This window comes from Streptococcus sp. DD10 (assembly GCF_001578805.1).
Classification (GTDB): Bacteria; Bacillota; Bacilli; order Lactobacillales; family Streptococcaceae; genus Streptococcus.
This window is the reverse complement of sequence record NZ_KQ969159.1, coordinates 23,502-44,307: the sequence shown is the minus strand read 5'-3', so window position 1 is coordinate 44,307 and position 20,806 is coordinate 23,502. Positions and strand designations below refer to the sequence as shown.

Below are 20,806 nucleotides of genomic sequence, written 5' to 3'. Positions count from 1 at the left end.
AAACACAAAGTAACATTCAAAGTAAAGAAAGGTAAGAAATAGTGGTTGATGTAAATCGATTTAAAAGTATGCAAATCACCCTAGCTTCTCCGAGCAAGGTCCGTTCATGGTCTTATGGAGAAGTCAAGAAACCTGAAACAATCAACTACCGTACATTAAAGCCAGAACGAGAAGGGCTATTTGATGAAGTCATCTTTGGTCCAACAAAAGACTGGGAATGTGCGTGTGGGAAATACAAACGTATCCGCTATAAAGGGATCGTTTGTGACCGTTGTGGTGTTGAGGTAACTCGTGCCAAAGTGCGTCGTGAACGCTTAGGTCATATCGAGTTAAAAGCCCCTGTGTCTCATATCTGGTACTTCAAGGGGATTCCATCTCGTATGGGTCTGACTCTCGATATGAGTCCTCGTGCCCTTGAAGAAGTCATCTATTTTGCAGCCTATGTAGTCATTGATCCAAAGGATACTCCGCTTGAGCATAAATCGATTATGACGGAACGAGAATACCGTGAGCGTTTGCGTGAGTACGGTCCTGGTTCTTTCGTTGCCAAGATGGGAGCTGAGGCGATTCAAGACTTGCTCAAACAGGTTGACTTAGAATCTGAAATTGTTGAGTTGAAAGAAGAACTCAAAACTGCTACTGGTCAAAAACGAATTAAGGCAGTTCGTCGTTTGGATGTTTTGGATGCTTTTTACAAATCTGGCAACAAGCCAGAATGGATGATTCTCAACATCCTGCCAGTTATCCCACCAGATTTGCGTCCTATGGTGCAGTTAGACGGTGGACGTTTTGCTGCATCTGACTTGAACGAGCTCTATCGCCGTGTGATTAACCGTAACAATCGTTTGGCACGTTTGCTTGAACTCAACGCGCCTGGAATTATCGTACAAAACGAAAAGCGGATGCTCCAAGAGGCCGTAGATGCCCTTATCGATAACGGTCGTCGTGGTCGTCCAATCACAGGACCTGGTAGTCGTCCACTTAAGTCACTGAGCCACATGCTCAAAGGGAAACAGGGACGTTTCCGTCAAAACTTACTTGGTAAACGGGTTGATTTCTCAGGACGTTCTGTTATCGCTGTTGGTCCAACACTTAAGATGTACCAATGTGGTGTTCCACGTGAAATGGCGATTGAGCTTTTCAAACCATTCGTTATGCGAGAAATCGTTGCGCGTGATATCGTGCAAAACGTGAAAGCAGCGAAACGCTTGGTAGATCGTGGAGATGAGCGCATCTGGGATATTCTCGAAGAAGTCATCAAAGAACACCCAGTTCTTTTGAACCGTGCACCGACCCTCCACCGCTTGGGAATCCAGGCCTTTGAGCCCGTTCTGATTGATGGTAAGGCTCTTCGCTTGCACCCATTGGTCTGTGAAGCCTACAATGCCGACTTTGACGGAGACCAAATGGCTATCCACGTACCATTGTCTGAAGAAGCCCAAGCAGAAGCTCGTATCTTAATGCTTGCGGCTGAGCACATCCTTAACCCGAAAGATGGGAAACCAGTTGTAACACCATCTCAGGATATGGTTCTTGGTAACTACTATCTGACTATGGAAGAAGCTGGTCGTGAGGGTGAAGGCATGGTCTTTAAGGATGCGGATGAGGCAGTCATGGCCTACCGCAATGGTTATGTTCACCTGCATTCACGTGTTGGTATCGCAACAGATAGTCTGCAAAAACCTTGGACTGAAAACCAACAACACAAGGTTTTGATGACTACTGTTGGTAAGATTCTCTTCAACGCAATCATGCCAGAAGACCTGCCATATCTGCAAGAACCAAACAATGCTAACCTAACAGAGGGTGTTCCAGATAAGTACTTCTTGGAACCAGGTAGTGATATCAAAGAAGCCATCAGCAAGCTCGAACTCAACGTACCATTCAAGAAGAAAAATCTAGGAAACATCATCGCTGAAATCTTCAAACGTTTCCGTACGACAGAAACATCTGCTTTGCTTGACCGTTTGAAAGACCTTGGTTACTACCATTCAACCCTTGCTGGTTTGACAGTGGGGATTGCTGATATCCCTGTTATTGATAATAAGGCAGAAATCATCGAAGAGTCTCACTCACGTGTAGAACAGATTACAAAACAATTCCGTCGTGGTATGATCACAGACGAAGAGCGTTATAATGCTGTTACTGGCGAATGGCGTACGGCTAAAGAAAAATTGGAAGCTCGTCTTCTTGAAAGTCAAGATCCTAAGAATCCAATCGTTATGATGATGGACTCTGGAGCCCGTGGTAACATCTCTAACTTCTCCCAGCTTGCCGGAATGCGTGGTCTGATGGCCGCTCCGAACGGACGGATCATGGAATTGCCAATCTTGTCAAACTTCCGTGAGGGTCTCTCCGTTTTGGAAATGTTCTTCTCAACCCACGGTGCCCGTAAAGGGATGACCGATACGGCCTTGAAGACTGCCGACTCAGGTTATCTGACTCGTCGTTTGGTTGACGTTGCCCAAGACGTTATTATCCGCGAAGATGACTGCGGAACAGATCGTGGTCTCCTTATTCGCTCTATCGCTGATGGTAAGGAAATGATTGAGTCCCTCGAAGAGCGTCTCAACGGTCGTTACACCAAGAAATCAGTCAAACATCCAGAAACTGGTGAGGTCATTGTTGGTCCAGATACCTTGATTACAGAGGATTTGGCTCGTGAGATTGTCAATGCTGGTGTAGAGGAAGTGACTATCCGTTCAGTATTTACATGTAATACTCGCCACGGTGTCTGCCGTCATTGTTACGGAATCAACTTGGCAACAGGTGATGCGGTCGAAGTTGGTGAAGCGGTTGGTACTATTGCCGCTCAATCAATCGGGGAACCTGGTACTCAGTTGACGATGCGTACCTTCCACACGGGAGGAGTTGCCTCTAACACCGATATCACACAGGGTCTTCCTCGTGTCCAAGAAATTTTTGAGGCTCGCAATCCGAAAGGGGAAGCGGTCATCACTGAGGTTAAGGGTGAAGTAACTGCTATCGAAGAAGACGCTTCAACTCGTACGAAGAAAGTTTATGTACGTGGAACAACAGGTGAAGGTGAATACGTGGTACCATTTACGGCACGCATGAAAGTGGAAGTGGGTGATCAAATCGCTCGTGGTGCGGCTCTGACTGAAGGGTCAATCCAACCAAAACATCTCCTTGCAGTGCGCGATGTCTTGTCTGTTGAAACTTACTTGCTTGCGGAAGTTCAAAAAGTTTACCGTAGCCAAGGGGTTGAAATCGGAGATAAACACATTGAAGTAATGGTTCGTCAAATGATTCGTAAAGTTCGTGTTATGGATCCAGGAGACACAGACCTTCTTATGGGAACTTTGATGGATGTCAACGACTTCACAGATGCTAACCGTGATGTTCTTATTGCTGGAGGTGTTCCTGCGACAGCTCGTCCAGTTCTTATGGGAATTACTAAAGCTTCACTTGAAACCAATAGTTTCTTGTCAGCAGCTTCCTTCCAGGAAACCACTCGTGTCCTTACAGACGCTGCTATCCGTGGTAAGAAAGACCATCTCCTTGGACTTAAAGAAAATGTTATCATTGGTAAGATTATCCCAGCGGGTACAGGGATGGCTCGCTACCGTAACTTGGAGCCAAAATCAATCAATGAAGTAACAACACTTGAAGAGCTTGAAGCTGAATTCGCAGCAGAAGAATTAGCTGAAGAAACTGTTGAAAAATAAAATTACCAGCCATAGAAAATGGCAAATCAGAGTTGAGACAATCTATTCTCAACTCTTTTTGATTAGAGTGAACAAATATAAAATATGAGTAAAAAACAAATGAAATTTTCTATCTTTATTCTTTTCGTATTTCTCGCACTTTTGTTGTCTGTGTGGACCATACAGAAATATCATCAAAAAAATGATAAAAGAGCATTAAGGGCCTCTTATCATTTATCTGTAGAAAGCGGGTGGTCAAATGATCTGCAAACCATTATATGGAATGAAGAAAAGCAGGTGTATGATCTTTACTTTTTACATTCAAAAGATGGGGCTACTAACCCGTTTGGTCCAAGTGGTCAAGATTGGTACCATACGACGACAAAAGATTTTTACACTTTTTCTAAACAAAACACTGCAATAGTGAGTCAAGGAGGGGATGAAGAGAGAGGATGGAAAACAGCCTGGACAGGGTCTATTATTCAAAGTGATGGGCGGATAGCTGGGACTAAAAATGGTCAACTGGTAGCGTATCTATCTGGACAAAGAAAGGATAATGGACAACAAGCAGTATGGGCAATTGCTTCAGAAGATAACGGAGAAACCTTCACAAAAATCCTAAATAATGGGGACTTTCTCCTTGATGCCAGTCAAGCAGAAAATCAAACGGACTTTCGTGACCCGTATGTGTTTAGATTGAAGAACGACTTTTATATGTATGTAGCTGAGGGTGACTATATAGGAGTCTATCGTTCCGATGATGGTCTAACATGGCAATTAGCTGATGGAAATGGGATGTCAAAGATTTTTCCAGAAACATTTTTTAATGGTAGAAATTGGACAGGGAATGCACCTGTCGAGTGTCCAGTCATTAAAACTATGGTCTTGCCAGATGGTCGCCAAAAGCAGGTTCTCTTTTTTGGAGCAAAGGATGCTAGTAAGGGGGAGACAACAGGGACTTATTACACTGTTGGAAGAGTTGACGAACACGGCCTCTTTCATGCTGAAAAGGAAACGCTGAGATTGGATGCAGGTTCGGACTTTTACGGCGCAAACTTTAGTGGAACGGCAGATCTTTCTCAGTCGAATACGGAGCTGATTGCTCTTGCATGGATAGGAAATTGGAATTACACAGCGAAAGGAGTGCATGTAGATGAAGCAGCTGAGAAAGAGTTGCTAGATACCTTAGGTTCTTACTCCTTAGCTAGAAACATTAGGCTAGATGCTGATTTGACCTTGCGTCAAGAAATCCAAGCTCCACAAGGGAATAAAATTGTTGATTGGCAATTAATCGGATACAATCTGAAAGACCACCAACCACATAAAGATTTGACGCCAAATCCAACCCCAACACCACAACCAACTCCAGTCCCACAACCTGAAACACCAAAACAAGGGGACAAAGTAGGTAAAGGTGTACCAGTGCAACGCGCAAGTGTGTTGCCAAATACAGCTACAACAAGCTCATCAACCGCTTTAATGACTGGTCTAGTGACCTTGATTACAGCTGGATTTGTAGCAATGACCTATCGTGGAAAACATGAGCGTTAAGGAGTAATCTTATCATCGTCTTTTAGCTCGATAAAGATATGTTAGAGTTAGGAGCCTTTGCTCTTAGCTCTTTTTGCTTGGATGCAAAAAATATAAACAAATCAGTTCCTTTTTGCCTGATTTTTCGCTATAATACTCCTTACAAGGAATGTATGAGTATGTATAGAATAATTGAAATGTATGGCGATTATGAGGCTTGGTGGCTAATAGATGGCTGGGAAGAGGACATTGTCAGTAGTCGCAATTTTGATGATTACTATGAAGCCCTAAAGTATTATAAGAAATTATGGATTCAAAAAGCTAGAAGATATCCTTATCTAAAGAGTAGGAGTGATTTGATGTCGGCTTTCTGGGATACGAAGGATCAACGCTGGTGCGAAGAGTGTGACGATTATCTCCAGCAGTATCATTCTTTAGCTCTTCTAGAGGATGATGGACGTATTCCTGATAGTAAATGTAGACCTGGTTATAGTAAGGCTAACGGTGACCTACCACATCGTCTTTGTAAAATAAAGCTAAAGGCTTAGAATATTTCTAAGCCTTTTTATTTTTTTAAAATTCTCTGCGAATAGATAATATGAAGGAGGGAGATATGGTAAAAGAGATAGCACAAGCCATTATCAAGATGGGACGTGAAAAAGAAGCACAAGATATTTATTTTATTCCGAAAGAAGACAACTATGAGCTTTATATGCGTATTGGGGATGAACGTCAGTTTATTGGAAAGCGTAATATTGAAGAAATGGCAGCAGTGATTAGTCATTTCAAGTTTATGGCTGGTATGAACGTCGGTGAAAAACGTCGTAGTCAACTAGGTTCATGTGATTATCTAATAGATTCGTCATTAAGTTCTCTTCGTTTATCAACGGTAGGAGATTATCGTGGTCTAGAGAGTTTAGTCATCCGCTTATTGCATGATCAGCAGAAAAAACTTCATTTCTGGTTTGAAGACATCAATACATTAAAAGAACAGTTTCATAGAAGAGGTCTCTATCTTTTTTCAGGTCCAGTGGGAAGTGGAAAGACAACTCTCATGCATCATTTAGCTCAAGCGGTATTTGCAGAGCAACAAGTGATGTCAATCGAAGACCCAGTTGAAATCAAGCAAGAAAACATGCTTCAGTTACAGCTTAATGAAACGATTGGAATGACATATGAGAGTCTGATTAAGTTATCGCTTCGTCATCGTCCGGATTTACTGATTATCGGTGAAATAAGAGATGTAGAAACGGCTAGAGCTGTGGTGAGAGCAAGTTTAACAGGAGCAACTGTTTTCTCCACTATTCATTCGAAGAGTATTTCAGGAGTTTATGAGCGTTTGTTGGAGCTTGGGGTTAGTTCTGAGGAATTATCGACAGTTTTACAGGGCGTCTGTTATCAACGCCTAGTTGGAGGAGGAGGTGTTATCGATTTTGCCAACCAACACTATCAAAACCACTCAACAGCCAAGTGGAATAGTCAAATTGATCAGCTTCTTACAGCAGGACATATCAGTCCTCGGCAAGCAGAAGCAGAAAAGATTATCCACAGCTAAGCAAAAAAAGGTTATCGGTTTGTTTAATAATCTTTTTTCGTCAGGATTTCACCTAGCGGAAATTGTGGATTTCTTGGGGAAAAGTCGTCTTTTGGATCAGTCTTATGTGGATAAGATGCATGGAGGCTTGTCTTTAGGTCAATCTTTTTCAGATATAATGGACAATTTAGGATTTTCTGAAAGTGTCATCACACAGTTGTCTTTGGCTGAATTGCATGGGAATTTGCAACTTAGCCTATTAAAATTAGAAGATTACTTAGATCAGATGAGTAAGGTCAAGAAAAAATTGATTGAAGTTGGAACGTATCCGATTATCTTACTTGGTTTTCTAGTATTAATTATGTTGGGCTTGAGGAATTATTTGCTTCCTCAGCTGGATAGTCACAATATCGCTACACAGCTTATCTCTATTTTTCCACAGCTTTTTATGGGGACTTTGGTGCTAATCCTCTTGGGTAGTATATTTTCGTTGTTTTTTATCCGACGCCTATCTCGCATACGTTTTATGACCCTTCTAGCGAGATTGCCTTTCTTATCTCAATATGTTAAAAACTACCTCACTGCCTACTATGCTGGTGAATGGGGAAGTATGATGGAACAGGGATTGGAATTATCGCAAATTTTTCAGTTGATGCAAACGCAAAAGTCTCAACTTTTTCGAGAAATTGGTCAGGATATGGAGGAGGCTTTACAAAAGGGGCAGTCTTTTTCCAAAAAGATTGCGACCTATCCTTTTTTTACGGAAGAGTTGGCTTTATTCATCGAGTATGGAGAGGTTAAATCAAAGCTAGGACGTGAACTAGCTGTTTATTCTGAAAAGACCTGGGAGAACTTTTTCTACCGAGTTAATCGTGCTATGAATCTCATTCAACCATTGGTTTTTGTCTTTGTAGCCCTTGTTATTGTCTTACTATACGCAGCAATGTTGCTGCCAATTTATCAAAGTATGGAGGTTTCCTTATGATTAAAAAATTCTTTCTTTCTGCTAAAAAAACTACCGTCAAAGCTTTCACTCTTGTTGAAATGTTGGTCGTTCTTCTTATCATCAGTGTATTGATGTTGCTATTTGTTCCAAACTTAACGAAGCAAAAAGAGGCTGTTAAGGATAAGGGGCATGCGGCAGTGATAAAAGTTGTCGAAAGTCAAGCTGAACTGTATAATCTGAACCATGATGACTCAGCTACTGTAGATAAGTTACAAAAAGAAGGGATGATTTCAGATGAGCAAGCAAAGTCTTATAATGAAAATGCTGGAAAATCTACTTCTGGTCAGAAAGTTCCAAGTTAAGGCTTTTACTCTCCTTGAGAGTTTGGTGACCCTTTTTGTGGTCTCCTTTTTGGTACTAGCCCTATCAGGTGGCGTACAGCAAACCTTTTCAAAAGTGCAGGAACAACTCTTTCTCCTTGAGTTTGAACACTTTTATAAGGAAAGCCAGCAATTGGCAGCTAGCAGTCAGACCAAAGTGAATCTGCAATTTTCTAAAAGCGAGATTTCTAATAGTGTCAGTAGTTTGGCAGTGCCAGATAGCGTTGCTCCACCTGCTGGTCTGATCATCGACTTTGATCGTGCTGGGGGAAATTCATCTTTGAAAAAAATCTCTTTTGACTTGCCAGATAAGCAGGTACATTATCAGTTGTTCCTGGGAAATGGTAAGTTTAAAAAGACGGAGACTGTTAAGTAGGAGGATGTATGAAGGTTAAGGGCTATATTTTGCTAGAATCACTGGTGGCACTGGGGATTTTCTCCATCGTGGTCACCCTCTTTCTCGGGCAAATTAATCAAGCTAGACGAGAGGAGCGCCGTATCTTGCGTGAGGAGGAAGTTCTGCGTGTGGCTCAGATGGCTTTGCAGACGAGGCAGTCCAGTTTATCTCTCAATGGTGTTACAGTAGAAGTTCAGCGGACGGAGCGAGCTGTGCAGGTTTTTGAAAATGGAAGGGAGCTTGTTCATGTTGTTAAAAACTAAGGTTCGAGCTTTTACACTCCTAGAAGCGATTGTTGCGTTGCTTGTGATTAGTGGTGGACTGCTTTTATTTCAATCCATGACCCAACTCTTATCGGCAGAGCTTCAGTACCAACATCAGCGAGTAGAAAAAGATTGGTTGCTTTTTGCAGACCAGCTGGATCAGGAATTAGCCCGCAGTGAGTTTGTCAAACTAGAGGGGAATCGTGTCTATCTCAAGCAGGCTGGCAATACTATTTCTCTAGGGATTTCGCGAGCGGATGACTTTCGTAAAACCAACGATAAGGGACAGGGCTACCAGCCCATGGTCAAGGGACTCCGGTCTGCTAGTGTGGAGAAGGAGGGACAGATTCTCCATTTTCATTTTCAGTTTGAGCAGGGGTTAGAAAGGGAGTTTGTTTATCGTGTGGAAGAAAAAAGTTAAGGCAGGTGTGCTCCTTTATGCCCTGCTCATGGTGGCAATTTTTAGCTTGGTGCTGGGCTTTTACCTCAATCGCCAAGTAGCAACACAGAGAAATCTAGTCCTAGAGCAAGAAAAAGTGACGGCTTATGCTCTTGCCACCCTCTCTCAAAAAGAGGCAGGCAACTACAATCTCGGCACCAGTCAAGTCCAGATAGATAAGCAGACCACCAAGGTCGAGGTGGACCTGCAGACGGGACGGAGCTATGTTTTTCATTTCCCTAAAAAGGAAGAGGGGAAATCCAAGGAAAACGACGAGAAAAAGGCTGAGAAAACGAAAGAGGACCAGCCAGCCGAAGAAAGCAAGGAAAAGGTTACAACTAGCCCGACAGCAGACACCAAACAGCAGGAAAAGATTGAGTCTTCCAGCGAAAAATAGTACAATAGTATAAAACGCTTACAAAAGGAGGCTTTCTATGTATAAGATTGTAAAACTAGCTGACTACGAATTTGAATACTACCCAGCCTTGGAGTGTTTTGCTTTTACAGTCTTTTAGTTTATCTTTTATTACGTTGTTAGCTCGTCTTGCCTAATTCAAGTTATGTCTGCGACTCGCTGCCTAGTACTAAAAGTAAACTAAAAAACTGTATATCTCAGGAATATGACGAGATTCACCTCATTGTGGAGTTGAAAGACGGATAGATGGTCTTTCATGCTACATCATTGAGGTTAATTTTTTAGATGAGTTGACCAACTATGATGATATTTTAGAGGAGTGAGTGGGTTAATTCTGCCTCTAATAACATAACCGCTAAGGAAATCGCTTAGCGGTTGTTTTCGGTTGAATCTGAATCGCTAAGTTGCGTTTTTGCGATTTTTATTGTATAGTGGAGTAGCAGAAAAGTAAAAGACGGTAGCTCCAATCTTTAAAGAGGTGATGCCTATGAGGATAGGCAGAAAAATCCAACGGAAAGGAGCAGGGCTTTTGACTGCATACGAGATTATTTCTGTAATCTTTGCATTCACCATTGTTGTGATCGAGATTATCAGATTGGTTATCGATATGTTGCGTAAAAAATAAACCGTCTATAACTTTGGCTAGTTAGACGGTTTATTCTAATAAATCAGTTAAACTTAGCTACCGTCTTCAACGGTTCTGCTTGGAGTTGGACTGCAATCCAGCTCCTTTTTCTATACCTAGTATAGCATGATTTACTTAGAAAGGCAAGATAGCTCTTGAGAGTTTTTCAAAAATCCATATAGAAATTATATATAGAGTAATTTTTAGCTAAAGAACTGTTTGAATTTAAAATAAATCAATACCTGTTTTGTTTAGCTTATGGCAGTGGTAGGTAAATGCTTTGATAAAATTAGAATAGTAGTTTTGATCGATAAATTTTGCACTCTCAAGATAGTTAAGCATGTTTTTGGCTAAGGGAATAGCCTCACGTTTATTCCACCGAAATTGGTTATATACATGTTCAACTTCTAAAAACATGAGTGGTACCGCTAGATACCCTCGCTCAAAGGTTTGTAATTTTTTGACCGACTGAATGATTTCGTCGGATTTGTTATAGTATCCTTGTTCAGAAAAATGCTTGGCGGTGAATGTTATAGCATTTAAAATTTTTATGTAGGTATCGATGGTGTGGCTCTGCTTGTACATAAACAGTAACTGTTTGGACATATGCTCTACCAATGTTATTGGACAATGATTAACGATAACTGTGTAGATTGATAATTCCGTACTGTTAAATGTCTCTAATTTCATCAAGTGATTAATGATGGGTTGAATTTTTTCAATAGTTTTATCGGATTTTGAGATGGTTGGATAATGCCCAAGTTTGATAACTTTTAGGAGCATATCACCTTGGAGAGGATTATCGGTGAGATAAGTATCAAATAGTTTCTCATATTCAGGCATGTATTTGATAATATCTTCTTCATTCTTGACGTTCTTAGCAAATTCTATTTGTAGTAATTCTAAGCAATCTCCACCATTGTCGGCATAAGCTGAGGTGAAGTCACTCCATTCTATTCCTAGAACGATGAGGAGGCGACTAAAGTTTTCAAGAGAAATACCTTTTTCCTCCTTTTCAAAACGACTTAAAAATTGAGGTGAAACAACGTTACCAGATGCTTCTTTAAGACTCAATCCTCTGCTTTCCCGAAGTTCTTTAAATGTTTTTCCAAATGGGTACAAGTTACTCATATAATAAAAATACTTCCTAATTTTTTATATCTCTAAAATAGATTATACCTTAATCTTGAACGAAATGGCTATAAATTGTTACTATAGTTTCAAAAAAAAAATGTATGAATTTTGCCGGTTTTGAAGAAAAAAGAACCTATAGATTAAAAATGGCATTTTAAGAATTGAGTTTTTGGTATGATTATATGGATAGCTAGGATTTTGGAGATATACTAAAACCTAGTCTACCTAAATTTGTTAATAAATTTTAAAGGAGTTTTTGAATGAAAACGAAAAAAGTTTTATACACAACCCTCGCGGTTTTGACTCTTGCCACAGCAGGATTTGCACCTGTTCTGGCAGATGATACGACTTCAACTTCATCTGATGTTACCACTGTTGCTCAAGACATCCAAGAAGTTAAGTTGGATATCACAGTTACCCGTGATGCTCAAAATCGCATTGTTTTTCAAATCAAGCCTGATACTGACCTTGGGCTATCATATCTTTACCTTACCAACATTCGTGTTTCTTACCTAAATGGCAAGACCCCTATTTTGGCTACGGATAAGCAGGGTATGGGCTTTACTATAAATCCAGCAAGAGTTTATGAAAAAGTCTGGATGCTTCGTCTGTCTGGTACTGAAAGAGACCCATATAAACTGGACGATTACTCTAAATCACGGGCTGGGAACTACCGTTTTGAAATTGACGAGATTGTAAATCGAACTGGTACGGATAAAAAATACCATGTAACTGGCTCAGTTGACTTTGGTATGAACGATCAGTATGAGTATGCACCGCTCTCAAAGACAGAGACAAACGTGGTGGAAAAAACAGAGGCTATTCCTTATGTGAGCACCGAAGTTGAAGATGCTACCCTATCAAAAGGTGAAAAGAAAGTAACGACTGCAGGTGTAAATGGTGAAAAGACTGTCAAAGTACGCCAAACTTTGGTAGGTGGAAAAGTAACCAGTGAGGAAGTCATCTCCGAAACTATTACCAAAGAACCAGTGGTAGAAGTTGTAGCCGTGGGCACCAAAGAAACGGTTGTCACACCACCAAGTACGTCTGATAAGGGTAAAAAAGACGATAAGGTCACCCCGCCAACGAGCTCCAGCTCCAGTCAGTCTACAAGCTCGACTAAGACAAGCAGCTCAAACTCTACTCAATCCCCGACATCAACACAAGCAAGCTCAAAAGATGAGGATAAAGATCCAAACGGAACCACATCAATCTCAAGCAGTCAAGCCAAGACAGCAGAGTCAAACGATAAGAAAGCTACTGACAACAAGAGCAAAAAATCCCTACCAAACACAGGTGAGCAACTTTCAATCGCTGCTATCGTAGGAGGAGTGCTCCTTGCAGTTGTCGCTTTTGTTGTTTTGAAAAGAAATAAAAGTGAGAAATAAAAACTAGCTCCAACAAGAGACTATCTTGGGAGAGAACTCCTGAGATAGTCTTTGTTTGGGGTAGAACGATATAGTAAAGTATTAAAGGAAAAAAGGTATAAAATGGGATTATTCACCGATTCATTGAAAGTTAGTTCTGGATTGACATTGGGGCATGTTGCAACCAAGATAGGTATCCAAAAAACATTAACAGCTGCTGAAGAGCATGCTGAAAATAAGGTAAAAAATTATCAAGCAAAGTTTTTTGATCCAATTATTCGTGATGACTTATGTCATTTAGAAGTAGATGGACAATTGGAAAATAGAGTCTATCCCTTTCCAACTAAAGTGTCAGTTGTCAATATATCAGATGTGCAGAATGATTTTCAAAATTTAACAAAAGAATTTTCTATTGAGAAATTAATTTCATTTGTTAAAGTGCATCCATGGATTGCATTATTTGTTGTATTGATACTGTCAGTTCCATTTGGTTGGTCAGATTTGGGTTCTATTATAGGATTAGCAGTATTCATTATTGTTGTGAGATTGATATTTGCCCGTCCCAAAAAATTTCAAAAAGTTTTACTGGAAGATGCAAGGCAATATTGGAAAATTCGAGAATATGTCCGAAATGCTTTATCTATGGGAGAATTGACTCAGCAGGAAAGTCTGAAAAAACTTTTGAATGCTAGACTAGTTCAACGTTTTCCTGATACTATTGAAGAAATTGAAGCACACGCGTTTAATTATAAGCATGGTTTAAATAAGTAATTGTCTGTAGCTATTTTTATTTTAGTTTGCATGTATTTAAAATAAAAGTGTAAAAATAATATGGAAGACAGTATGAAGAAGTTTGTAAATTTATTGTTGTTTACTATAACTGCTCTTACGTTAACAGCCTGTAGCACCCAGCAGGAAAAGACGCAGACCAGCAGTTCTAGAACCCAAGCATCAACGAGCAAGGATACTGGGCAAGATTCCCAATCTACTAGCTCAGATAGCCAAGCAACGTCAAGTGAGAGTAAGTTCCAAGTGAAGGTCAGCGTAGATAATCTCTGTATTCGCAAAGAACCATCAACTACAGCTCAAGAAAATGGTATGGCTGCACAAGGTATTTATACGATTATAGAGATTGTATTTGCTGATGATTATACTTGGGGAAAACTCGAATCAGGTCAGGGATGGATAGCTTTGGAGTTTACCAGCCGGCTGGACGGAACTACTACGACATCTTCAAGTGGTGAAATGAACTTGCAAGATATTGTTAGTGGAGATTTCTCAAGTGTTTCAGGGACTTGGCGTAATGCTAAGGGAGAGGTTTTGATTTTTGACAAGCATGGGTTGCTATCGGATGACTTTATACTAGGCAAGTTCTCTATTAAGGATGGTTATCTGGGAACAGGTGTTTCTTTTACTAATACCCCAGTTGGAGGAGAACTTTTATTATCTATCCTGTAGGAGTTTGGAATCACGGTATGGAACAAGTGTCGGATTCAAGTAGAGTTCGTATGACGAAAAGTAATGGCATTCCAACTGCAGATGACTACTATTATAAAGTGGATTGATAACTATTGAAATAAAAAAACAAACAATAGAAAAGAAAAATATGAAACAATATCTAAGTATACTATTGGCAAGTCTCGCACTACTCTCTCTAACCGCCTGCGGAACCAAACAAATAGAAACGCAATCTAGCAATTCCAGTACAGAAGTGTCAAGCTCTAAGAAAGAGGTAAAAGATACAGGGCAAGCTCACTATCAACCAGTTTTGGACCGCTATAAGAACTACTTATCTGCCTTGAAAGCTAAGAATCGTCCTGCTTTGCAAGAAGAGCTGGGTAAACTTGGAGAGTTTACAGGTGAGTCTGAGCTTATCTATAACTTTGCAGATTCTAGTCGTGTACCTGATTTACAATATGCCTTTGTTGATCTGAATAAGGACGATCAAGATGAACTCTTAGTTGGTGAGGATGATTATTTATCAGCCATCTATTATCTAAAAGACGCACAACCTGAGTTACTACATGTTGCTTACGTTGGTTCTGTTGGTGGGGGGCGTTCTGGTCTTGCCATCTATGATAATGGTCAGGTTTCTTATGCTAGTGGACAATCCACAAAGCCTGAGATGACTTTGAAACTTTATACCTTTACCAAAGAGGGAGTAAAGCAAGATAAGGAAGCTACTTATCAAATAGGTGGTGAGGAAACAGCAGAGCAGATTTTGGGTATTTCAGCTAGTCAAGTGGATGTGGCCAAGTTTGACTGGAAGGATTTTGAGCAAGAGACGCAATCAAGTAGCTCAACATCAACTGCCTCTGAATCAAGTGCTACAAAAGCAGAATCCACTAACGCAACAGGAATGGATATTAATGCCATTGCTACTGGAGATTTTTCTAGTATTGCTGGTACTTGGGAGAGAGGGACAGGAGACTATCCGCTGACCTTTGATGCCAAGGGGTTAGTTGATAGTGATTTGATGATACGATTTGGTGGGATTAGAGATGGTCTTCTTACGGCAAGTATTGGCACAGCTGAGCCAAACTCAGCAGGTACTTCAGGAATGTTCTTCTTGCCAGCAGGAGTTTCGCTTTCAGATGATCCTAGTGTAGATTCTTCAGACAGTAGTAGAGATCGAATCTATGTCAGTCCACCAACTCCTGTTTATCCAGCCGAGTATTTTTACTATCGTGTGAAATAGTGACTCTTTACAAATCCTAATGGGGAGATAAACATCTATCATTTTCATGGTAATCACATATAAAAAATTGCCTTTTTAGTCAACTAGGGAGGTTTATTTTTTATATGTGTGGCGTGACGATTTCCCTTTCTTATAGCCAAAACCTCTAAAATTTGCTATCATAGAGACATGGATTTTGAAAAAATTGAACAAGCATACGAATTATTATTAGAAAATGTGCAAAACATTCAAAACGTTTTAGGGACCAGCTTTTATGACGCTTTGATTGAGCAAAATGTAGCTTATATAGAGCAAAAAAGTGAGTTGGAAATCATCACTAAAAATAACCAAGAACTGAAACGCTTGGCTTTGCGTAAGGAAGAGTGGCGACGAGCTTATCAATTTGTATTGATAAAAGCAGCTCAGACGGAACCCTTACAAGCAAATCATCAGTTTACTCCGGATGCGATTGCTTTTTTAATCGTCTTTATCATGGAGCAGTTGGTGGTAAAGAAAGATCTAGATGTGTTGGAAATCGGTTCAGGAACTGGAAATCTATCCCAGACCTTGGTCAATCAGTCTATAAAAAATCTCGATTATTTAGGCTTGGAACTGGATGATTTGTTGATTGACTTATCGGCTAGCATGGCAGAAGTAATGGGAAGTAAGGTTCACTTTGTCCAAGCAGATGCCGTAAGACCTCAAATGCTCAAGGAAAGTGATGTTATCGTGAGTGATTTACCTATTGGTTATTATCCAGATGATATCATCGCATCTCGTTATGCAGTGGCAAGTAAAATCGGTCATACATATGCCCATCATTTGTTGATGGAGCAAGGACTTAAATATCTAAAACAGGATGGTTTAGCCATTTTCTTGGCTCCCAATAATCTTTTAAGCAGTGAACAAGGTGACTTATTGAAGACTTGGTTAAGGAAGGAAGCACAAATTCTAGCTATTATTACGTTACCAGAAAATATTTTTAGTTCGAATTCTCAAGCGAAGTCCTTGTTTGTTTTGAAAAAGCAAGAGGAGAACCAAGAGATTGAAACCTTTGTTTACCCTCTGCAGTCTTTACAAGATCAAGAAGAAATGATGAAGTTTATGAAAAATTTTCAAAAATGGTGTAAAGAGAGTGAAATTTAAGAAATAGTTTGATATAATAGAGATGAAAACGCTTTATTGAAAGAGGTAGTAACATGTCAAAAACCATTGCAATCAATGCAGGAAGTTCAAGTCTTAAATGGCAATTGTACCAAATGCCAGAAGAAAAGGTACTCGCTAAGGGTCTGATTGAGCGGATTGGTCTTCCTGATTCGATTTCCACTGTAAAATTTGATGGTCGTTCGGAGAAACAGGTTCTCGATATTCCTGATCACACTCTAGCAGTTAAAATTTTGTTGGATGATTTGATCCGTTTTGATATTATTCAATCTTACGATGAGATCACAGGAGTGGGGCACCGAGTAGTTGCTGGTGGTGAATACTTCAAAGAGTCTGCTATCATAGATGAAGAAGCTCTCGAGCAGATTCAAGAATTAAGTTTGCTTGCGCCTCTTCATAATCCTGCAAATGCAGATGGAATTCGTGCTTTTAAAGAGATTTTACCAGAAATTACAAGCGTAGCTGTCTTTGATACTTCTTTCCATACGACAATGCCGGAGAAAGCATATCGCTATCCATTACCGACTAAATACTACACAGAAAATAAAGTTCGTAAGTATGGTGCTCATGGAACGAGTCATAAGTATGTGGCAGAAGAAGCAGCTAAAGTTTTAGGTCGTCCGCTTGAGGAATTGAACATCATCACTTGCCATATCGGAAATGGGGTTTCTATCACTGCAGTCAAACATGGACAATCTGTAGATACTTCTATGGGCTTCACTCCGCTTGGTGGTGTAATGATGGGAACGAGGACAGGTGATGTCGATCCCGCTATCATCCCATATCTCATGGAACATACAGATGATTTCAAACATGCTGAGGATATTAGTCGCATCTTCAATCGTGAATCAGGGATTTTAGCTGTTTCAGGTCGTTCAAGTGATATGCGTGATATTGAAGCCGGTATTGATGAAAATGATCATTCTTCGATTTTAGCTCATCAAATGTTTGTGGATCGGATCCAAAAATACATTGGTCAGTACTTAGCTGTCTTAAATGGTGCAGACGCCATTGTATTTACAGCGGGAATTGGAGAAAATTCGGTCCTAGTACGTGAGGATGTGATTTCAGGCATCTCTTGGTTCGGTTGTGAACTGGACCCAGAAAAAAATGTTCGAGGTGCTGAAGGCGATATCTCTACTCCTGATGCAAAGGTGCGTGTTCTCGTTATTCCTACGGATGAGGAACTAGTTATCGCGCGTGATGTGGAACGATTGAAAAAATAGAATAAACAATAAAGGGAGTGGTACAGAACTAAAAATTGAAAATTTTTAGTTCTGTACCACTCCCGCAAGGATGATTAGGAGCTCTTACGATCTTGAAAAGCGAAGAAAGAGTCCAACCATCTACTGCGTTATCAGTTTGTTACTGAACTCATTTAGAGGCTGAAGACTATTGTCCCAGCCTTTTTTTGTCTATCTAGTAATTCTTAATCAGATCCACAGTAGAGCGGTCTAGTTTTTTGACCAAAGCTTGGAGGAAGGCTTGAGCCTCTAAGAAATCATCCATAGCATAGAGGGTTTGGTGAGAGTGGATGTAGCGTGCACAGACACCGATGGTAGTAGAAGGCACACCGCCATTCTTGAGATGGGCAGCCCCCGCGTCAGTTCCACCCTTGCCACAGTAGTACTGGTACTTGATACCGGCTTCTTCTGCAGTAGTGAGGAGGAAGTCCTTCATGTTTGGCAAAAGCAGGTGACCTGGGTCAAAGAAACGAAGAAGGGTACCCTCCCCAATTTTTCCTTGACCGCCATAGACATCACCAGCTGGTGAGCAGTCTACTGCGAGAAAGATTTCAGGGTCAAACTTAGTAGTAGCCGTGTGAGCTCCACGCAGACCGACTTCTTCTTGGACATTAGCACCGACATAAAGTTCGTTACCTAGTGTCTGTCCGGAGAGATTTTTGGCTAGTTCAGACACCATAAGAACTCCATATCGGTTGTCCCAAGCTTTAGATATAATGTTCTTACCGTTAGCTGTTAGAATAGCAGTGCTTTCTGGAACGATGGTATCACCTGGTCGGATACCATAGTTTTCTGCTTCTGTTTTATCTGCAAATCCACCATCGAAAACGATGTCACTAATAGCAGGCAAGCTAGGTCCCCCTGCGCCACGAGTCAGGTGTGGAGGAACGGAACCTGAAATCACGGGAATTTCTCGTCCATCACGAGTGAAGAGTTTGAACCGCTGGCTACTCACGACCATAGGATTCCATCCCCCAATCTCAACCACACGGAAAGTTCCGTCAGGCTTAATCTCGCTGACCATAAAACCGACCTCATCCATGTGAGCTGCAACCAGTATACGAGGTGCATTTGTCACTTGTGCGTGTTTTACTCCAAAGATGCCTCCTAAGCCATCGGTTAGGATTTCATCTACATGAGGTGTGAGTTGAGTACGCAAGTAGTCTCTCACAGGTGCCTCATGACCTGAAATAGCAGGGATTTCAGTTACTTCTTTGATTTTAGAAAATAAATCTGTCATATCTTACCTTCTTTCTGACCCCATTTTACCACTTTTTATGAGAATTTGGTAGGGGAAATATTCTGTTTGTACCGGTCTAGTTTTAATGTTATAATAAAATCATGAAATCAATATTAACAAGTAAGGTCGTTTTACAGCCATTCACCAAATGGACTGGTGGAAAACGTCAACTATTACCCATCATCAAGTCACTTATGCCAACTTCTTACAATGCTTATCATGAACCTTTTGTTGGTGGAGGAGCTTTATTTTTTAACTTAACTCCACAGAAAGCTTTTATCAATGATTTTAATGCGGAATTGATTAATTGCTATCAACAAATTAAAGACAATCCAGAAATACTGATTGAATTGTTGACCATACATCAAGAAAATAATAGCAAAGTGTACTATTTAGATTTACGTGCAGCCGACCGAGACGGGCGCATACAGCAGATGTCAGATATGGAACGTGCTGCTCGAATTATGTATATGCTTCGAGTAGATTTTAACGGCCTTTATCGAGTAAACTCTAAAAATCAGTTTAATGTTCCCTACGGTCGTTATAAAAATCCTAAAATTGTGGATAGCGATTTAATTCTAGCTATTTCAGAGTATCTTAACAACAATCATGTGACCATTCAAACAGGTGATTTTGAAAAAGCGATTGAGGATGTTCAAACAGGTGATTTTGTCTATTTTGACCCACCTTATATACCATTATCTGAAACCAGTGCCTTTACTTCTTATACCCATGAAGGTTTTTCTTATGAGGATCAAATACGCTTAAGGAATGCTTTTAAACGATTGAGTAATAAAGGAGCCTATGTCATGTTGTCAAATTCCTCTAGTCCATTAGTAGAGGAATTGTACCAAGAGTTTCATATCCATTATGTTAAGACAACTCGAACAAATGGTGCAAAATCCTCTAGTCGTGGGAGAATTTCGGAGATTATCGTAACCAATTATGAAAAATAACGAATATAAGTATGGAGGTGTTTTAATGACAGAACCATACTATCATAAAGACAAGGCTATTTTGGTTCATGCAGATACATTTGAACTCTTATCACAGATGAAACCTGAAAGCATGGATATGATTTTCGCTGATCCACCTTACTTTTTGAGTAATGGTGGTATTTCTAATTCTGGTGGCCAAGTTGTGTCGGTTGATAAAGGTGCTTGGGATAAGATTTCTTCTTTGGAAGAAAAACATGATTTTAATCGTCGCTGGATAAGACTAGCTAAAGAAGTCTTAAAACCTAATGGAACTATTTGGATTTCAGGAAGTTTGCACAATATTTATTCAGTTGGCATGGCTTTAGAACAAGAGGGATTTAAAATCCTCAACAATATCACGTGGCAGAAGACCAATCCATCTCCTAATCTATCTTGTCGTTATTTTACTCATTCTACGGAAACAATACTGTGGGCCCGTAAGGATGATAAGAAAGCCAAGCATTACTATAACTATGACTTGATGAAGGAGATAAATGGCGGCAAACAGATGAAGGATGTCTGGACAGGTGCTCTGACTAAAAAAACTGAAAAATGGGCTGGAAAACATCCAACACAGAAACCAGAATATATATTAGAACGCATTATTTTAGCAAGTACCAAAGAGGGGGACTATGTCTTAGATCCATTTGTCGGTAGTGGAACAACGGGAGTTGTTGCTAAACGCTTAGGCAGACGGTTTATTGGAATTGATGCTGAAAAAGAATATTTGGAAATAGCGAAATCGAGGATTGAAAAAGAAACATATGCTTCATACAGGTGAGTATACTACTTATAAAGAATTTGGT

At 40.3% G+C, this 20,806-nt stretch carries 20 protein-coding genes; 18 read left to right on the top strand and 2 right to left on the bottom strand.

The window, feature by feature from the left end:
- Positions 1-41: 41 nt before the first annotated feature.
- The 10 genes from rpoC (at position 42) to comGG (ending at position 9,554) form a co-directional block, all read left to right on the top strand.
- Positions 42-3,689 carry a DNA-directed RNA polymerase subunit beta' gene (gene rpoC / locus STRDD10_RS04530; protein WP_067193491.1) on the top strand — a complete coding sequence of 1,216 codons (3,648 nt, stop codon included), beginning with the start codon at positions 42-44 and terminating at the stop codon, positions 3,687-3,689.
- 84 nt (positions 3,690-3,773) lie between these two features.
- Entirely contained in the window at positions 3,774-5,219 is a 1,446-nt protein-coding gene (locus STRDD10_RS04525) for a glycoside hydrolase family protein (RefSeq protein ID WP_067193489.1), read from the top strand.
- Between the two features lie 158 nt (positions 5,220-5,377).
- A complete protein-coding gene (locus tag STRDD10_RS04520; protein WP_067193756.1) occupies positions 5,378-5,746 on the top strand; it encodes a DUF1033 family protein in 369 nt (122 codons plus the stop codon).
- Between the two features lie 65 nt (positions 5,747-5,811).
- Positions 5,812-6,753, top strand: a complete 942-nt coding sequence (gene comGA, locus STRDD10_RS04515) for a competence type IV pilus ATPase ComGA (protein WP_067193487.1) — start codon at positions 5,812-5,814, stop codon at positions 6,751-6,753.
- The gene (gene comGB, locus STRDD10_RS04510) at positions 6,683-7,717 is read left to right on the top strand and encodes a competence type IV pilus assembly protein ComGB (protein WP_082782041.1); all 1,035 of its coding nucleotides are present in this window, start codon (positions 6,683-6,685) and stop codon (positions 7,715-7,717) included. The genes comGA and comGB overlap by 71 nt, the downstream gene beginning before the upstream one ends.
- Positions 7,714-8,040 carry a competence type IV pilus major pilin ComGC gene (comGC, locus tag STRDD10_RS04505; RefSeq protein WP_067193486.1) on the top strand — a complete coding sequence of 109 codons (327 nt, stop codon included), beginning with the start codon at positions 7,714-7,716 and terminating at the stop codon, positions 8,038-8,040. Before comGB ends, comGC begins: the two co-directional genes overlap by 4 nt.
- The gene (gene comGD / locus STRDD10_RS04500; protein WP_067193754.1) at positions 8,000-8,434 is read left to right on the top strand and encodes a competence type IV pilus minor pilin ComGD; all 435 of its coding nucleotides are present in this window, start codon (positions 8,000-8,002) and stop codon (positions 8,432-8,434) included. The genes comGC and comGD overlap by 41 nt, the downstream gene beginning before the upstream one ends.
- Positions 8,435-8,442: 8 nt before the next feature.
- Positions 8,443-8,718 (top strand): competence type IV pilus minor pilin ComGE, encoded by a 276-nt coding sequence (gene comGE, locus STRDD10_RS04495; RefSeq protein ID WP_067193484.1) that lies wholly within the window; start codon positions 8,443-8,445, stop codon positions 8,716-8,718.
- A complete protein-coding gene (gene comGF, locus STRDD10_RS04490; RefSeq protein WP_067193482.1) occupies positions 8,702-9,139 on the top strand; it encodes a competence type IV pilus minor pilin ComGF in 438 nt (145 codons plus the stop codon). Before comGE ends, comGF begins: the two co-directional genes overlap by 17 nt.
- Positions 9,120-9,554, top strand: coding sequence for a competence type IV pilus minor pilin ComGG (gene comGG, locus STRDD10_RS04485; RefSeq protein WP_197458300.1), 435 nt, complete (start codon positions 9,120-9,122; stop codon positions 9,552-9,554). Before comGF ends, comGG begins: the two co-directional genes overlap by 20 nt.
- Positions 9,555-10,422: 868 nt before the next feature.
- Here comGG and STRDD10_RS04480 read toward each other — a convergent pair.
- Positions 10,423-11,328 carry a helix-turn-helix domain-containing protein gene (locus tag STRDD10_RS04480; RefSeq protein ID WP_067193480.1) on the bottom strand — a complete coding sequence of 302 codons (906 nt, stop codon included), beginning with the start codon at positions 11,326-11,328 and terminating at the stop codon, positions 10,423-10,425.
- Between the two features lie 263 nt (positions 11,329-11,591).
- Here STRDD10_RS04480 and STRDD10_RS04475 point away from each other — a divergent pair, with 263 nt between their 5' ends.
- The 6 genes from STRDD10_RS04475 to STRDD10_RS04450 all read left to right on the top strand — a co-directional run bounded on the left by STRDD10_RS04475 (position 11,592) and on the right by STRDD10_RS04450 (position 17,765).
- Positions 11,592-12,719: a G5 domain-containing protein gene (locus STRDD10_RS04475; RefSeq protein WP_067193478.1), complete on the top strand. Its 1,128-nt coding sequence runs from the start codon at positions 11,592-11,594 to the stop codon at positions 12,717-12,719.
- Positions 12,720-12,821: 102 nt separating this feature from the next.
- Entirely contained in the window at positions 12,822-13,469 is a 648-nt protein-coding gene (locus STRDD10_RS04470) for a hypothetical protein (RefSeq protein ID WP_067193477.1), read from the top strand.
- A 72-nt stretch (positions 13,470-13,541) separates the two neighbouring features.
- Positions 13,542-14,156: a DUF6287 domain-containing protein gene (locus tag STRDD10_RS04465; RefSeq protein ID WP_067193475.1), complete on the top strand. Its 615-nt coding sequence runs from the start codon at positions 13,542-13,544 to the stop codon at positions 14,154-14,156.
- Between the two features lie 148 nt (positions 14,157-14,304).
- A complete protein-coding gene (locus STRDD10_RS04460; protein ID WP_067193473.1) occupies positions 14,305-15,396 on the top strand; it encodes a DUF6287 domain-containing protein in 1,092 nt (363 codons plus the stop codon).
- Between the two features lie 168 nt (positions 15,397-15,564).
- On the top strand, positions 15,565-16,521 hold the full coding sequence (locus tag STRDD10_RS04455) for a class I SAM-dependent methyltransferase (RefSeq protein ID WP_067193471.1): 957 nt from the start codon (positions 15,565-15,567) through the stop codon (positions 16,519-16,521).
- Positions 16,522-16,574: 53 nt separating this feature from the next.
- Positions 16,575-17,765, top strand: coding sequence for an acetate kinase (locus tag STRDD10_RS04450; RefSeq protein ID WP_067193469.1), 1,191 nt, complete (start codon positions 16,575-16,577; stop codon positions 17,763-17,765).
- Positions 17,766-17,958: 193 nt separating this feature from the next.
- Here STRDD10_RS04450 and pepA read toward each other — a convergent pair whose 3' ends face one another.
- Positions 17,959-19,023 carry a glutamyl aminopeptidase gene (pepA, locus tag STRDD10_RS04445; protein WP_067193467.1) on the bottom strand — a complete coding sequence of 355 codons (1,065 nt, stop codon included), beginning with the start codon at positions 19,021-19,023 and terminating at the stop codon, positions 17,959-17,961.
- Positions 19,024-19,124: 101 nt separating this feature from the next.
- Between pepA and STRDD10_RS04440 the strand changes: the two genes are divergently transcribed.
- Both STRDD10_RS04440 and STRDD10_RS04435 read left to right on the top strand, forming a co-directional pair.
- Positions 19,125-19,979, top strand: coding sequence for a DNA adenine methylase (locus STRDD10_RS04440; protein ID WP_067193465.1), 855 nt, complete (start codon positions 19,125-19,127; stop codon positions 19,977-19,979).
- Entirely contained in the window at positions 19,969-20,781 is an 813-nt protein-coding gene (locus STRDD10_RS04435) for a DNA-methyltransferase (RefSeq protein ID WP_082782039.1), read from the top strand. The genes STRDD10_RS04440 and STRDD10_RS04435 overlap by 11 nt, the downstream gene beginning before the upstream one ends.
- Positions 20,782-20,806 lie beyond the last annotated feature (25 nt).